The following is a 16,100-nucleotide window of genomic DNA, read 5'->3' as shown; positions in this document are numbered from 1 at the left end:
ATGTGCGGCTTCCTGTGATTGCTGGCTGCCTTCACGTCAGCGGTGCGCCCCCTCCTCCCCTCTCCCCCTTGTAGGGCGGGTAGTCCGCGGGGCCGCACCGCTGACGTGAAGGCAGCCAGCAATCACAGGAAGCCGCACATGCTCGACCAGAATCTGAAAACCCAGCTCAAGGGCTATCTCGCCAACATCCGCCAGCCGATCGAGCTGGTCGCCTCCACCAACGACAGCGCCAAGTCGCGCGAGATGGCGGAGCTGCTGGACGAGATCGCCGCGCTTTCCGATCAGGTCAGCGTCGTTCGCGCCGACGACGATCAGCGCCGCCCCTCGTTCCTGATCCGCCGTGTCGGGACCGACGTCGCCGTGCGCTTCGCCGGCGTGCCGATGGGGCATGAATTCACCTCGCTCGTCCTCGCGCTGCTCCAGGTCGGCGGTCACCCGCCCAAGCTGTCGCAGGAGGTGATCGACCAGGTCCAGGCGCTCGACGGCGACTATCAGTTCGAAAGCTATTTCTCGCTCACCTGCCAGAACTGCCCCGACGTGGTGCAGGCGCTAAACCTGATGAGCGTGCTGAACCCGCGTATCCGCCACGTCGCCATCGAAGGCGGCGCGTTCCAGGGCGAGGTCGAGGCGCGGCAGATCATGTCGGTGCCCGCGATCTTCCTCAACGGCGAGCCGTTCGCGCAAGGGCGCATGGACGTGGAGCAAATCCTCGCCAAGCTCGACACCGGCGCCTCCGCGCGCACGGCGGAGAAGATTGCGGCCAAGGAGCCGTTCGAGGTGCTGGTGGTCGGCGGCGGCCCCGCCGGCGCGTCGGCGGCGATCTACGCCGCGCGCAAGGGCATCCGCACCGGCATCGCCACCGAGCGGTTCGGCGGCCAGGTGCTCGACACCATGTCGATCGAGAATTTCATCTCGGTCAGCCACACCGAAGGCCCCAAGCTCGTCGCGCAGCTCGAGCAGCATGTCGGCGATTATGACGTCGACGTGATGAACCTGCAGAAGGCAGCCAAGCTCGTCCCGGCGATGCAGGAAGGCGGCCTCCACGAAGTGACGCTGGAAAGCGGCGCCACGCTGAAGGCGCGCACCGTGATCCTGTCGACCGGCGCACGCTGGCGCCAGATGAACGTGCCGGGCGAGGATCAGTATCGCAACAAGGGCGTGACCTATTGTCCGCATTGCGACGGCCCGCTCTTCAAGAACAAGCGCGTCGCGGTGATCGGCGGCGGCAATTCGGGCGTCGAGGCGGCGATCGACCTCGCCGGCATCGTCGCGCACGTCACGCTGATCGAATACGATCGTGAACTACGCGCTGACGCGGTGCTGCAGCGCAAGCTCGCCAGCCTGCCCAATGTGACGGTGATCACCTCCGCGCTTACCACCGAAGTGAAGGGCGACGGCAGCAAGGTCGTGGCGCTCACCTACAAGGATCGCAACAGCGAGACGCTGCACGAAGTCGCGCTCGAGGGGATCTTCGTTCAGATCGGTCTCGTCCCCAACACCGAATGGCTCGAGGGCGCGGTCGCGCTGTCGACCCGCGGCGAGATCGAGATCGACCATCGCGGCGAAACCTCGCGGCCGGGCATCTTCGCCGCCGGCGACTGCACCACGGTGCCGTACAAGCAGATCGTGATCGCGATGGGCGAAGGCTCAAAGGCATCGCTGTCCGCGTTCGACTATCTCATCCGTCTGCCCGCGGACCTCGCCGAGGCCGCCTAACCGCGACCCCGCCTCGCAAGCAGCGTCACCCCGGGCTTGTCCCGGGGTCCACTGCGCCGCAAACTCAGCAGCGTGTAAGTTTGCGGCACGGTGGATGCCGGGACAAGCCCGGCATGACGGAAGCTCTCCCGCCTTGTCTCAAGCCCGGCCTTAAGCCCACGGCAATGCTCCTGCGCTACCGCGCGCCGGGCAAGGGAGCGAATACATGGCCTATCTCGTCACCGGCGCGGCCGGCTTCATCGGCGCGGCGGTCGCCAGGCGGCTGCTCGATCGCGGCGAGCAGGTCGTCGGCATCGACAATCTCAACGATTATTATTCGGTCCAGCTGAAGCGCGATCGTCTCGCAACGCTCGCGCATCCCAACTTCACCTTCGCCGAGGTCGACATCGCCGATAACACGGCGCTCACCGCCGCGCTGGCGCCGCACCCGATCACCCACATCGTCCACCTCGCCGCCCAGGCCGGCGTGCGCTACTCGCTCACCAACCCACACGCCTATGTCCAGTCGAACCTCGTCGGGCAGGTCAACATGCTCGAATATGCCCGCGGGCTCGATGGGCTGGTGTCGATGAACTACGCCTCCTCCAGCTCGGTCTATGGCGGCAACGTCAAGCAGCCGTTCGCCGAAGACGACCGCGTCGACGGCCCGATCTCGCTCTACGCTGCCACCAAGAAGGCGGACGAGCTGATGGGCCATGCCTATGCTCATCTCTACCGCCTGCCGCTGACGGGGTTGCGATTCTTCACCGTCTACGGTCCGTGGGGCCGCCCCGACATGGCCCTGTGGCTGTTCACCGACGCGATCCTCAGCGGCAAGCCGATCCGTGTCTTCAACCACGGCGACATGCGCCGCGACTTCACCTACATCGACGACATCGTCACCGGCGTCCTCGCCGTCACCGACAATCCGACGCGCGACGAGGGCACCCATCCCCCGCACCGAGTCTACAATATCGGCAACAACCAGCCCGAGCCGCTGCTGCGCATGATCGACGTGCTGGAGGATGCGATCGGCATGGAGGCGATCCGCAGCCTGGAGCCGATGCAACCCGGCGACGTCCCCGCCACCTATGCCGACATCACCGCGATCCAACGCGACCACGGCTTCGCCCCGACCACCCCGATCGAAATCGGCATCCCGATGTTCGTGGACTGGTTCAAAGACTACAAAGGCCTGCGCTGACCGAACCAGTCGCCCCACTCACCCGCCACCTCGGCCCTGTGCGAGGCCTCTGAGAAACGCTCCCACGGTCTCATAAACTGCGTCACCCCGGCCCTGTGCCGGGGTCCACCCATCCGCAAACCCATTCGGCCATGAAGCTCGTGGTACCGTGAATGCCACGACAGGCCTGGCATGACGCGAGTTGTTGTCCAGACGCTCACACCCACTCACCCGTCATCCCGGACTTGATCCGGGATCCATGGTGCCGCAATGGCTGAATCCAGCGAGGTCGCGGCACATTGGACCCTGATCACGTCCGAATGACGGTGGGCGTTAAGCCACCCCGCACGCCCGCTGTCCTACACGCCGCCACCTCCTGTATGTTCCCTATACGTTCTCACAACGGAGGGGCATATGATCGACGACCTGATCGACGCGGTGATCGACCGCGAAGGCGGCTACACCAACCACCGGGCCGACCGCGCCGGGGCGACACGCTGGGGCATTACCGAGGCGGTGGCGCGCGCCAACGGCTATGCCGGCGACATGCGGCATTTCGCGCGCGAAGCCGCCGTCGCCATCTACCGCCACATCTATTGGCAACGCCCGCGCTTCGACCAGGTGGCGACGCGCGCATCCCTGATCGCCACCGAATTGTTCGACACCGGGGTCAACATGGGGTCGGCGGTCGCCACCGGTTTCCTCCAGCGCGCGCTGAACGCGCTGAACCGCGGCGCGCGCGACTACCCCGACGTGCTGCTCGACGGCCGCGTCGGGCCGCAGACGCTCGCCGCGCTCGACGGCTTTCTCGCGACGCGCGGGAACGGCGGCGAACGCGTGCTGCTCAAGGCGATCGAGGCCCTGCAGGGCGAACGCTACCTGTCGCTGGCCGAACGCCGCCCCGCCAACGAGGCATTCCTCTACGGCTGGCTCGCCAACCGTCTGAGCTGAGGGGAGAACCGATATGGCATTGCTCGACACCTTGATCGGCCCGCTTGCCGCGCTGATCGACAAGATCGTCCCCGATCCCAAGGCGCGCGCGGCGGCAAAGGTCGAATTGCTGCGGCTCGAAGGATCGCAGGAGCTCGAACAGCTGAAGGCGCAAATGGCCGCGATGCTGGCGGAGGCCGGCTCACCCGATCCCTGGACCAGCCGCGCGCGGCCGAGCTTCCTCTACGTCATGTACGTGCTGCTGCTCTGGTCGATCCCGATGGGTGTCATCGCCGCGATCCGCCCCGCCACGGCAGAGGCGATCGCGCGCGGCATGAACGCCTATCTCACCGGCATCCCCGAGCCGCTCTACGCGCTCTTCGGCACCGGCTATCTCGGCTACACCGTGGCGCGCGAATGGGGCAAGGCAAAGGGGCGCTGACCATGGCACATCCCCGGACGCCGCGAACTTCATGCCTTTATGCACAAGGTTCGAGAAGTTTGCACCGCCGCACCGTCACGCTGCTACGCGTCCGGGGGTCTGTTGCACGCCCGCCATCCACCCTACATGCCGCCGCATGAGTGAACAAAGCAGCATGCCCGTCTGGCACGGCACCACGATCCTCTCGGTGCGGCGCGGCGGCAAAGTGGTCGTCGCGGGCGACGGCCAGGTATCGATGGGCCAGACGGTGATGAAGCCGAACGCGCGCAAGGTCCGCACGCTAGGCCCCGAGGGCAAGGTGATCGGCGGATTCGCCGGCGCGACGGCCGACGCCTTCACGCTCTTTGAACGGCTGGAGGCAAAGCTGGAGCGCCACCAGGGCCATCTGATGCGCGCCGCGGTGGAACTGGCCAAGGACTGGCGGACCGACAAATACCTGCGCAACCTGGAGGCAATGATGATCGTCGCCGACAAGGACGTGACGTTGATCCTCACCGGTAATGGCGATGTGCTGGAGCCGGAGGCGGGGATCGCCGCGATCGGCTCGGGCGGCAATTTCGCGCTCGCGGCCGCGCGCGCGCTGGTCGATTACGAAAAGGACGCGGAAACGATCTGCCGCAAGGCGATGGGCATTGCGGCGGAGGTGTGCGTCTATACCAACGACCGCCTCGTCGTGGAGACGCTCGACAGCGTTAGCTGATCCGGCCGCCCGGTTGCGACGGATTGCGCCAGGATAGCGGCTAAGCGCTTGTCTTCCGCCGCGTGTCCGTCCAATCACGGCGGCCATGATCCTTCGCACCTCCACCGCCGGGCGCGTGCTGGCAGCCGGCCTCGCCGCGCTGTCGCTGGTCGCCTGCTCGCAGGGCGATGCCCGCCCCAAGACGGCCTCGTCCAAGGCGCCGCCCAAGCCCTATTCGCGCGACCCCTACCCGTCGACCTACCGCGCCTATCCCGGCGTGCCGACGGTGGTCCGCAACGTCACCGTCTTCGACGGTGAGGGCGGCCGGATCGAGAATGGCCAGGTGCTCTTCGCCAACGGCCAGATCGTCGCCGTCGGGCAGAGCGTCAATGCGCCGGCGGACGCGCAGGTGATCGACGGCACCGGCAAGTGGGTGACCCCCGGCGTCATCGATATCCACAGCCACCTCGGCGATTACCCGACACCCAGCGTCCAGGCGCACAGCGATGGTAACGAGGCGACCGGGCCGATCACCGCCGACGTCTGGGCCGAACACAGCGTGTGGCCGCAGGACCCGGGCTTCAGCCGCGCCCTCGCCAACGGCGGCGTCACCACGCTGCAGATCCTGCCCGGCTCGGCCAACCTCATGGGCGGCCGTTCGGTGGTGCTGAAGAACGTCTATTCGCGCACCATGCAGGGGATGAAATTCCCCGGCGCGCCCTACGGCCTCAAGATGGCCTGCGGCGAAAACCCGAAGCGCGTCTATGGCTCCAAGGGCCGCCAGCCTTCCACCCGCATGGGCAATGTCGCGGTCGACCGCGCCACCTGGGCGAAGGCGCAGAGCTATCGCCGCAAGTGGGACAAGTACGAACAGGACGGCGGCGACATGCCCGATCGCGACATCGCGATGGACACGCTGCGTGGCGTACTCGCCGGTGACATCCTAATCCAGAACCACTGCTACCGCGCCGACGAAATGGCGATCGTCGAGGATATGGCGAAGGAGTTCGGCTACAAGGTCACCGCCTTCCACCATGCGGTGGAAGCGTACAAGATTGCCGACATCCTGAAGGCGAACGGCACCTGCGCCGCGGTCTGGGCCGATTGGTACGGCTTCAAGATGGAAAGCTACGACGGAATCGGCGAGAACCTAGCGATCCTTGAAAATGCCGGCGCCTGTGCGATGATCCATTCCGATGATGAAAACGGCATCCAGCGGCTCAATCAGGAAGTCGCCAAGGTGCTCGCCTCCGGCCACCACGCCGGTATCGACATCGCGCCGCAGGTGGCGTGGAAGTGGCTGTCGCTCGGACCCGCCAAGGCGCTCGGCATCGCTGACAGGACCGGCAGCCTCGTGCCCGGCAAGATGGCGGACGTGGTGCTTTGGAACGGCGATCCGTTCAGCGTGTACACGCGCCCCGAAAAAGTTTGGGTCGATGGCGCCTTGCTCTACGACATGAACGATCCGAAGCGCCGCCCGGTGAGCGACTTCGAGCTCGGCCAGCCCGGCTCGGGAGACGTCAAGTGAAGCGCGCGCTCCTGCTCCTCGCCACCATGCTGGCTTCGCCCGTTGCGGCCCAGACCGTTGCCATCACCAACGCCACCGTCGCGTTGGGTGACGGCTCCGCCCCGATCGAAGGCGGCACCGTCGTGTTTCAGAACGGCCGCATCACCGCCGCCGGCCGCGGTGTCGCCGTACCCGCCGGCGCCGAAGTGATCGACGGCAGCGGCAAGTGGGTCGCCCCCGGCTTCGTCGCCGGCTTCAGCGATCTCGGCATCACCGATGCCGCCGGCGTTGCCGAAAGCAACGATGCCGGCGCCCGCACCTCGCCCTTCAACGCCGCGATCGACGTCTCCGTGTCGATCAACCCGGCCGAGGTGAAGGTCGCCAACGAGCGGCGCGGCGGCGTGACGCGCGCGCTGGTCGCGCCCGAGGCATCGGGCTCGATCTTTGCTGGCGAAGGCGCCGTAATCGATCTGGGCAACGATCCGCAGCCCGTCACTCGTGCGCGCGCGTTCCAGTTCGTTGAGCTTGGCGAAGGCGGCGGACGCCTCGCCGGCGGCAGCCGCCCGGCGGCGTACGCCATGCTACGCGACGCCTTGTCGCAGGCGCAGGACTATCGCCGCAATCCGGCGTCGTTCGGCGGGCGCGAGAAGGATTCGCTGGTCAAGCGCGGCGACGCCGAGGCGCTGCTGCGCGTGCTTGACGGCGCGGTGCCGCTGGTCGTCCATGTCGAGCGGGCGAGCGACATCCTGACGGTACTCGCCCTGCCGCGCGATTATCCGAAGCTCAAGCTGGTACTGACCGGCGTGTCCGAAGGCTGGATGGTGGCGCGCGAGATCGCCGCTGCCCGCGTGCCGGTGATCGCCGCCGCACTGGCCGACCTTCCGGCGCAGTTCGAGTCGCTTGGCGCGACCGAATCGAACGTCGGCCGCATGCGCGCTGCCGGCGTTCAGGTCGGCCTCGCCTCCACCGGCGCCAACGGCGGCGAGCACAATCTGCGCCAATATGCCGGTAACCTGGTGGGCATCACCCGTGTGCCCGGCCACACTGGGTTGAACTGGGGCGAGGCGCTGGCGTCGATCACCTCCGGTCCAGCCGCGGCGCTGGGCATGGATGGCGAGATCGGATCGCTCCGCACCGGCCGCCGTGCGGACGTGGTATTGTGGGATGGCGATCCGCTCGAGCTGTCCTCCGCTCCGGTGGCGGTGTGGATCGACGGCCGCGCACAGCCGATGCAGTCGCGCCAGTCGCAGCTGCGCGATCGCTATCTCGTGCCGACCGAAGGCGCGCTGCCGAAAGCCTATGAGCGCTGAGCCGTTGTGCCTGACCTGACGATCCCGTCGGCCGCCGTACGGCGGCCGGCCGTAGCAGGCGCGCGATGATCGCCGAAGCCGGCCTCGTCGCGCTGTGGCTTGCCGCGGCGCTTGCCGCGATGCAGCTCATGCTCGCAGCGCTTGCCGTGAGCCGCAACGACGACACGCTCGCCCGTGCGGCGCGCCCCGTCGCTGTCGTGCAGGGCGGGCTTGCGCTGCTCGCCATGGCGGCACTGATCCGCGTGTTCCTGCAATCCGACATGTCGGTCGCGCTGGTGGTGGCGAACAGCCATTCGGCCAAGCCGTGGCTGTACAAATTTGCCGGCGCCTGGGGCAATCACGAAGGCTCCATGCTGCTGTGGGTCACGATCCTCGGCGTGGCGGGCGGCGCCGTCGCCCTGCTCGAGCGGCGTGTGGCGGAGCGCACGCTCACCGCTACGCTCGGCACGCAGGCCGCGATCGCGCTTGGCTTCTACGCCTTTCTCCTGTTTTCCTCGAATCCGTTCGCCCGCCTTCCCAACCCGCCGAGCGACGGACAGGGCCTCAATCCGCTGTTGCAGGACCCCGGTCTCGCCTTTCACCCGCCCACACTTTACGCGGGCTATGTCGGCCTGTCGGTCGCCTTCTCCTTTGCGGTCGGGGCGCTGATCACCCGCGATGTCGGCCCGGCCTTCGCCCGGGCCATGCGTCCCTGGGTACTCACCGCCTGGGTGTTCCTGACGATCGGCATCACCGCGGGCAGCTATTGGGCCTATTACGAGCTCGGCTGGGGCGGCTGGTGGTTCTGGGATCCGGTCGAGAATGCTTCGCTGATGCCCTGGCTGGCGGCGACCGCCCTGCTTCACTCGGTGAGCGTGCTCGCCACGCGCGACGGCCTGCGCGCCTGGACGGTGATGCTGGCGGTGGTCGCCTTCTCCATGTCGATGCTCGGCACGTTCCTCGTCCGCTCGGGCATCCTCACCAGCGTCCACGCCTTCGCCGTCGACCCCGAACGCGGCACCTTTATCCTCATCCTCCTGTCGCTCTACATCGGCGGTGCGCTCGCCTTGTTCGCCACGCGTATCGGCGTGGTCCGCGCCGGCAACACTTTTGAACTCGTCAGCCGCGAGGGCAGCCTGGTCGCCAACAACCTGCTGCTCTCGGTCATTCTCGGCATCGTCCTGATCGGCACCTTCTACCCGATCCTCGCCGCCGCGATGGGCACGCAATTGTCGGTCGGTCCGCCGTTCTTTGAAAAAGCCGCCGGGCCGATCGCGCTGGTCTTGGTCGTCGTCATGGCGGCCGGGCCGCTGTTGCGCTGGCGGCGCGATACGCTCGGCGCGCTGGTGCGGCGCTTGACCTGGCCAATCGTCGCGACGGGCATTGCCGCTGTGGCGCTCGTCGTGGCAGCCGGCTGGTTCAACATGCTGCCGATGCTCGGCCTGGCGCTCGCGGCCGGGCTGGCCGTGGCCAGCGTCGCGCCGCTCGCCGGGCGCAATCTCCTGCGGACGCCCTTGTTCGTCTATGGCATGGTCGTGGCGCATCTCGGCATCGCAGTCAGCCTGGCCGGCATGGCGGCCTCGACCGCCTTTACCCGCGAAGTGCTGGTTGCCAAGGCGATCGGCGAATCTGCAACGGTCGGCCCCTATCGCGTCACCCTGCGCGGCATCCGCCCTGTAATCGGCGACAATTGGTCCGCGCTGGAAGCGCGGCTCGATGTGCAGCGCGGCGATGGGTCGACCCGCCTGCTTGCCCCACAATCGCGCTTCTTTTCCAACCCGCCGACGACCACCAGCGAAAGCGCGATCCTCACCGCCTTTGACGGCCAGCTCTACACCGTGCTCGGCCAGCCTGACGGGACCGGGCGCTGGCAGCTGCGCTTCTGGTGGAAGCCATGGGTGACGCTGATCTGGTTCGGTGGCCTGTTGATCGCGGGCGGCGGTGCGCTCTCGATCCTCGGCCATTGGTTGCGCGATCGGCGCCAGAAAAAGCGCGCGATTGAAGCAGCCGAGGCAGCCGCGCACCGCGAGGCGTGGGCCGCATGAGGCGCTGGCTCCTCTGGCTCCCGCTCGCCGTATTTGCCTTGGCGATGGCGTTCGCGGTGCGCGAATTGCGCAAGCCGACCGATCGCACCGTCTATTCCGCAATGGTCGGCAAGCCGCTGCCCACCTTCGACCTTCCGCCGATCGTCGCCGGCAAGCCGGGCCTCTCCACCGCAGATGTGCAGGGCCAGCCGCGACTCCTCAACATCTTCGCCAGCTGGTGTGTCCCCTGTATCGCCGAGGCGCCGCAGCTGATGAAGCTGAAGGCCATGGGCATCCCGATCGACGCGATCGCGATCCGCGACACCGGCCCCGCGATCCGGCAGTTCCTCGCTCGCAACGGCGATCCCTACACGCGCATCGGCGATGATCGCGACAGTCAGGTGCAGCTCGCGCTCGGCTCGTCCGGCGTACCCGAAACCTTCGTCATCGACGCGCGCGGCGTGATCGTGAAGCAGCACGTCGGCGACATCCGCGACGATGACGTGGCCGACCTCGCCGCCGCGTGGCGCGCCGCCCGGTGATCCGCCGCCTCCTCGCGCTGGTAATGCTGGCGCTCGCCGCACCCACATTGGCGCAAAGCCGCGCACCCGCCGATTACGCCAACGTGCAGCTGCCCGATCCCGCAAAGGAGGCTGAGGCCACCGCGCTGATGGCCACCTTGCGCTGTCTCGTCTGCCAGGGGCAGGCGATCGTCGACAGCGACGCAGACATGGCGGGCGACATGCGCAGCCTGGTGCGCCAGCGCATCGCCGCGGGCGAAAGCGCAGACGAGGTGCGCGCCTGGCTGATCGATCGCTACGGCGACTACGTTACCTATGATCCGCCGGTCAGCGCCGCCACCTTGCCGCTATGGCTCGCGCCCCTCCTGCTGCTGACGTTCGGCCTCTGGCTTGCCCGCGCCAGCTTCCGCCGGCGAAACAAGTAGCAGAATAGGACTGGATTCCCGCGGCCGGGCAGCATAGCGTCCTCAGAACAAAAGTTATGGGGAGGTGCGGCATGGCCGTGACGGTCTGGGATCACCCGCTGTCGCCTTATGCGCAGAAGGTGAAGATCGCGCTGCGCGAGAAGGACGTGGCATTCGACACGGCGGTGCCCGGCGGCATCGGCGTCGGCGGCGCGGCAGGTGACTTCGTCGCGGCCAATCCGCGCGCGGAGGTGCCCGCGCTGATCCATGACGGGTTCGGCGTTTTCGATTCCACCATCATTCTGGAATATATCGAAGACGCGTGGCCGAACCCGTCGCTGCTCCCTGCCCGACCGGCCGACCGTGCGCGCGTGCGCATGATCGAGGAGGTGGTCGACACGCATCTTGAGGCGGTGAACTGGGGCCTGTCCGAACTGCGCTGGTTCCGCCGCGCCGAGGGCGCGCTCGGCGAAACGCTCAGCACCCGCGCCACGGAGCAGGTGCGTGGCTATTTCAGCTGGCTGGAGCGCGAGCTTGGCGACCGCGAATGGTTCAACGGCGACGCGTTCGGCTGGGGCGACCTGTCGGTCGTGCCGTACGTCAACGGCTCGGTCGGTCACGGCATCGCGCCAGAGCCTGGCTCCAAGCTCGCCCAATGGCTTGCCCGCGCCAACGCGCGCCCGTCCGTTCGTGATACCGTCGCCGAGGCAACCGCCACCGCTTCCACCGGCGGCATGGGCGATGTCGCCAAGCTGCTCGACCAAGGGCTCTTCAAGCGCGAATACCGCGATCACCGGCTGGAATGGATGGTGAAGTCCGGCGGGCTGGAGGTCGTCACCCAAGGCCTCTCGCGCGGCAACATCCGCTTCACGCCCGACCTCGCCTGAACCCGGAGCCATCCATGCATCTCGTCAGCGATCACATCATCGAAGGCCGCGACGGCCCCACCTTCGGCCAGACCTATCCCACCCTGCCCGGCGTCGACCTCACCGACATACGCCGCTTCACGCAGGGCCAGCCATGGGCCGATTTCGCCCGGATGCGCGCCGAAGCACCCGTCATGTGGCACCCCATGCCGCGCGACGGCGTCGGCTTCTGGGCCGTCACCAGCTTCGAAGGCGTGAAGAAGGTGAACGGCGATCCGCAGACCTACAGCAGCGAGAAGGGCGGCATCCTGATGGCGCTCGGCCCGCAGGAGACGCGCCACCCAATCCTGTTCTCCGCTTCCACCAATTCGATGATAAACCTCGATTCGCGCCCCCATCGGGAATTGCGCCGCGAGCACATGCCCTATTTCACCGCCACTTATATCAAGGGCCTGCGCGAGCGTGTGTCGGCCGAGGTCACGCGACTGCTCGATACCATGGCGCCGCTCGGCAAGTGCGACCTCGTCGAGAAATTCTCACAGCGCCTGCCGATCTTTACCCTGTGCGAGATGCTGGGCGTACCAGAGGCCGATCGCGAAAAGTTCATCGGCTGGATCCATTTCCTCGAAATGGCGCAGCAGATCGCCACCGAGCAAGCCGAGCAGATGGCGACCGGCGGCGAGCTCAACCCGCAGATCGCCGCCTTTATCGAGCTGTTCAACAAGAACGTCGGCGAGATGTTCGAATACGGCCGCCACATGCTTGCCAAGCGCCGCGCCGATCCGCAGCCCGACCTCATGAGCGCGATCGCCAATGCCGTAGTGGAAGGTGATCCGCTGCCCGATCCTTACCTCGACGGCGCATGGCTGCTGATCGTGTTCGCCGGCAACGACACGACGCGCAACTCGATTTCCGGCGCGATGAAGCTGTTCACCGAAAACCCTGAGCAGAAGGCGAAGCTGCAGGCCGACGGCAGCCTGCTCACCAATGCGGTGCACGAGATCACGCGCATGGTCTCGCCCGTCATCTACATGCGCCGCACCGCCACCAGGGACGTGGAACTCGAAGGGCAGCGGATTGCCGAGGGTGAAAAGGTGATCATGTATTATGGCGCCGCCAACCGGGATCCTGCGATGTTCCCCGATCCTGACCGGTTCGACATCACGCGGGCCAATGCCGAAAAGAACATCGCGTTCGGCCACGGGCCGCACATCTGCATCGGCCGCATGACCGCGCAGCTTCAGCTGGAGGAAGCGTACCGCCAGATGTTCGCGCGCTTCCCCGACATTCGCTGGACGGGCGAGATGGACATCGCGCCCAACAATTTCGTCCATGCCGTCCGTCGGCTTGAGGTCGAGTTCACGCCGGAGCGCGCGGCCAAGGCGGCATGACGGCTGCGATCGCTGCCGCACCGCACTGGGTTCGCTGGTGGTTCCGCGGGGCGGCGGTGTACGGCCTCCTCGCGCTGTTGCCGCAATATCTGTTGCCGCAGCCGGCGAACGCGGAACTCGTGGCCTATGGCTTTATCGGCACCGCCTCGGCGTTCCAGCTCGTCTTCTGGGTCATTGGCGGCGATCCCGTCCGCTATCGCGCGCTTATGCTGACCGGCGTTGCCGAGAAGCTGGCGTTCGGCGTTCCCGCGCTGCTGCTGTTCGCCGGCGGCAAGGCACCGTCAGCGGTGCTGCTGTTCGCCGGGATCGATCTCGCGCTTGCGCTCGGCTTTCTCCTCGCCTGGCGCGCCACCCCAGTCGCAGCGGCGACCACCCAGGCATAGCATCCCCGACGATCGCGCCTTGCTGTTTTCATGAAAGCGGAACAACAATAGGCCACCTGTACGACAGCGCGCCGGCGGCTTGACGGCACCGCGCCGTCATCTCCACCCTCGCGCATACGTGTGAGACTTCCTAGTTAGGCGCCAATGCAACTCGTCATCGTCGAATCGCCCGCCAAGGCGAAGACCATCGAAAAATACCTCGGCTCCGACTATCGCGTTCTCGCGAGCTACGGCCACGTCCGCGATCTGCCGCCCAAGGACGGCTCGGTCGATCCCGACGCGGGCTTTGCGATGGAATGGGAAAATTACGCCGACAAGGCCAAGCAGCTGAAGGCGATCGCCGATCTCGCCAAGGGTGCCGACCGCCTGATCCTCGCCACCGACCCCGATCGTGAGGGCGAGGCGATCAGCTGGCACGTTCAGGAAGTGCTGGCGAAGCGCAAGGCGCTGCCCAAGGACGTTCAGCGCGTCACCTTTAACGCCATCACCAAGGCCGCGGTGACGACCGCAATGGCCAACCCGCGCGAGCTCGATACCGATCTGATCGACGCCTATCGCGCCCGCCGCGCGCTCGACTATCTCGTCGGCTTCACGCTGTCGCCGGTGCTGTGGCGCAAGCTGCCCGGCGCCAAGTCCGCCGGGCGCGTGCAGTCCGTGGCGCTGCGCCTGATCGTCGACCGCGAGCGCGAGATCGAGGCGTTTCGCGCGCAGGAATATTGGTCGGTCACCGCCGCCATGGAGCAGGACGGCACGCCCTTCACCGCGCGCCTCGTGCAATGGGACGGCAAGAAGCTCGATCGCCTGTCGATCGGCAACGAGGGCGATGCGCTAAAGGCCAAGTCCGCGGTCGAGGCCGGCCGCTTCGCCGTCGAGCGCGTCGAGACGAAGCCCGCGACGCGCAACCCGCCGCCGCCCTTCACCACCTCGACGTTGCAGCAGGAGGCGGCGCGCAAGCTCGGCTTCTCCGCCGACCACACGATGCGGATCGCGCAGCAGCTCTACGAGGATGGCGCGATCACCTATATGCGGACCGACGGCGTGCAGATGGACGGCAGCGCCATCGACGCCGCGCGCGGTGCGATCGCCAACCGCTATGACGCGAGCTACGTGCCCGACAAGCCGCGCCAGTATCAGACCAAGGCCAAGAACGCGCAGGAAGCGCACGAGGCGATCCGCCCGACCGACTTCAGCCGCGACCGCGTCGGCTCGGGCGATCACGCCCGGCTCTACGACCTTGTCTTCAAGCGCGCGCTCGCCAGCCAGATGGCATCGGCGCGGATGGAGCGCACCACCGTCGACATGGCGGACGGCACCGGGCGCAACGTGCTGCGCGCGACCGGCCAGGTCGTGCTCTTCCCCGGCTATCTCGCGCTCTACGAAGAAGGGCAGGACGATAGCGCCGACGAGGATGCGAAGCGCCTGCCGCGGATGCGCGACGGCGATTCGCCGGCCAAGAAGTCGGTCGACGCCGAACAGCATTTCACCCAGCCGCCGCCGCGCTTCTCCGAAGCCTCGCTGGTCAAGCGGATGGAGGAGCTCGGCATCGGCCGCCCCTCCACCTACGCCTCGATCATCAAGACGCTGAAGGACCGCGCCTATGTGCGCGTCGAGAAGAACCGCTTCTTCGCCGAGGAAAGCGGGCGCCTCGTCACCGCCTTCCTCGAACGCTTCTTCGAACGCTACGTCGGCTATGATTACACTGCCGAGCTCGAGGAGGAGCTGGACGACGTCTCGGGCGGCCGCGCGCAATGGCAGGCGGTGCTCGAAAGCTTCTGGCGCGATTTCAAGCCGCGCACGGCAGAGGTGATGGAGTTCAAGCCGAGCGAAGTCACCGAACAGCTCGACACTTTCCTTGAGGATTACCTGTTCCCACAAAAGGCGGACGGCGGCGACGCGCGGTTATGCCCCAATTGCGGCAATGGCCGGCTCGCGCTGCGTGGCGGCCGCTTCGGCGCGTTCATCGCCTGCTCCAACTATCCCGAGTGCAAATACACGCGGCGCTTTGCGCAGGCGGGCGGTGAGGCTGGTGACAGCGGCGAGCCCGAACAGCTCGGCCAGGATCCCGAAACCGGGCTGCCGGTGGAGCGCAAGGTCGGACGGTTCGGGCCGTACATCCAGCTGGGCGAGGGCAAGGACGCCAAGCGCGCCTCGATCCCCAAGGATGCGGGCGAGCTCGACCTCGAACTGGCGCTCAAGCTGCTCAGCCTGCCGCGCACGATCGGCCAGCATCCCGAGACGGGCAAGGACATCGTGGCTTCGATCGGTCGCTACGGGCCCTATCTGCAGCATGACGGCAAATATGCCCGATTGCAGAGCGCGGCCGACGTGTTCGAAACCGGCATGAACGCTGCCGTCGTGAAGCTTGCCGAGGCCGCGGCCGGCGGTGGCCGCCCGCAGCGCGGCTCTCGCGAACCGCTCAAGGTGCTCGGCAAGCATCCGCGCACCGAGGCTGAGCTCAAGCTGATGGAAGGGCGGTATGGTCCCTATGTCACAGACGGCGAAACCAACGCGACTCTGCCCAAGACGATCGCGCCCGACGCGCTGACGCTGGAGGAAGCCGCGCAGCTCATCGACGCGCGCGCCGCCATGCCGAGCAAGGGCAAGACGACGAAGAAGAAGGCACCCGCCAAGAAGGCACCGGCCAAGGCAGCGGCAAAGACCGCCGAGAAAAAGGCAGCACCGAAAAAGGCGGCGACCAAAAAGGCCGCAGCAAAGGAGTGATCGTGAGCGGCGCGGGGACGGTGGCGTCCGTCCCTGCGCCGGGTCCTTTCAACCAGTGATCGAGT

At 67.0% G+C, this 16,100-nt stretch carries 14 protein-coding genes; all 14 read left to right on the top strand.

Features of this window, described 5'->3' with window-relative positions:
• Positions 1-138: 138 nt before the first annotated feature.
• A complete protein-coding gene (gene ahpF, locus SPDO_RS10810) occupies positions 139-1,716 on the top strand; it encodes an alkyl hydroperoxide reductase subunit F (protein ID WP_088367529.1) in 1,578 nt (525 codons plus the stop codon).
• 205 nt (positions 1,717-1,921) lie between these two features.
• Positions 1,922-2,899, top strand: coding sequence for an NAD-dependent epimerase/dehydratase family protein (locus tag SPDO_RS10805; RefSeq protein WP_088367451.1), 978 nt, complete (start codon positions 1,922-1,924; stop codon positions 2,897-2,899).
• Between the two features lie 393 nt (positions 2,900-3,292).
• Positions 3,293-3,829 (top strand): glycoside hydrolase family 108 protein, encoded by a 537-nt coding sequence (locus SPDO_RS10800; RefSeq protein WP_088367450.1) that lies wholly within the window; start codon positions 3,293-3,295, stop codon positions 3,827-3,829.
• A 13-nt stretch (positions 3,830-3,842) separates the two neighbouring features.
• Positions 3,843-4,250, top strand: a complete 408-nt coding sequence (locus SPDO_RS10795) for a holin family protein (protein WP_088367449.1) — start codon at positions 3,843-3,845, stop codon at positions 4,248-4,250.
• 154 nt (positions 4,251-4,404) lie between these two features.
• Positions 4,405-4,950, top strand: a complete 546-nt coding sequence (gene hslV / locus SPDO_RS10790; RefSeq protein WP_088367448.1) for an ATP-dependent protease subunit HslV — start codon at positions 4,405-4,407, stop codon at positions 4,948-4,950.
• An 85-nt stretch (positions 4,951-5,035) separates the two neighbouring features.
• A complete protein-coding gene (locus SPDO_RS10785; protein WP_088367447.1) occupies positions 5,036-6,457 on the top strand; it encodes an amidohydrolase in 1,422 nt (473 codons plus the stop codon).
• Positions 6,454-7,746: an amidohydrolase family protein gene (locus SPDO_RS10780; protein ID WP_088367446.1), complete on the top strand. Its 1,293-nt coding sequence runs from the start codon at positions 6,454-6,456 to the stop codon at positions 7,744-7,746. Before SPDO_RS10785 ends, SPDO_RS10780 begins: the two co-directional genes overlap by 4 nt.
• Before the next feature lie 65 nt (positions 7,747-7,811).
• The gene (locus SPDO_RS10775) at positions 7,812-9,770 is read left to right on the top strand and encodes a heme lyase CcmF/NrfE family subunit (protein WP_088367445.1); all 1,959 of its coding nucleotides are present in this window, start codon (positions 7,812-7,814) and stop codon (positions 9,768-9,770) included.
• Entirely contained in the window at positions 9,767-10,291 is a 525-nt protein-coding gene (locus SPDO_RS10770; protein WP_088367528.1) for a DsbE family thiol:disulfide interchange protein, read from the top strand. The genes SPDO_RS10775 and SPDO_RS10770 overlap by 4 nt, the downstream gene beginning before the upstream one ends.
• A gap of 23 nt (positions 10,292-10,314) precedes the next feature.
• Positions 10,315-10,695 (top strand): cytochrome c-type biogenesis protein, encoded by a 381-nt coding sequence (locus SPDO_RS10765; protein ID WP_088367527.1) that lies wholly within the window; start codon positions 10,315-10,317, stop codon positions 10,693-10,695.
• Between the two features lie 71 nt (positions 10,696-10,766).
• A complete protein-coding gene (locus tag SPDO_RS10760) occupies positions 10,767-11,561 on the top strand; it encodes a glutathione S-transferase family protein (protein ID WP_088367444.1) in 795 nt (264 codons plus the stop codon).
• Between the two features lie 14 nt (positions 11,562-11,575).
• Entirely contained in the window at positions 11,576-12,931 is a 1,356-nt protein-coding gene (locus SPDO_RS10755; RefSeq protein ID WP_088367443.1) for a cytochrome P450, read from the top strand.
• The gene (locus SPDO_RS10750; protein WP_088367442.1) at positions 12,928-13,314 is read left to right on the top strand and encodes a hypothetical protein; all 387 of its coding nucleotides are present in this window, start codon (positions 12,928-12,930) and stop codon (positions 13,312-13,314) included. The genes SPDO_RS10755 and SPDO_RS10750 overlap by 4 nt, the downstream gene beginning before the upstream one ends.
• 144 nt (positions 13,315-13,458) lie before the next feature.
• A complete protein-coding gene (topA, locus tag SPDO_RS10745) occupies positions 13,459-16,035 on the top strand; it encodes a type I DNA topoisomerase (protein ID WP_088367441.1) in 2,577 nt (858 codons plus the stop codon).
• The last annotated feature ends 65 nt before the right edge of the window (positions 16,036-16,100 follow it).

Origin of the sequence: Sphingomonas dokdonensis (genome assembly GCF_002197685.1) — a bacterium.
Taxonomy (GTDB): Bacteria; Pseudomonadota; Alphaproteobacteria; order Sphingomonadales; family Sphingomonadaceae; genus Sphingomonas; species Sphingomonas dokdonensis.
Note: the sequence above shows the minus strand (reverse complement) of the source record. Positions and strands in the feature narration are given on the sequence as shown.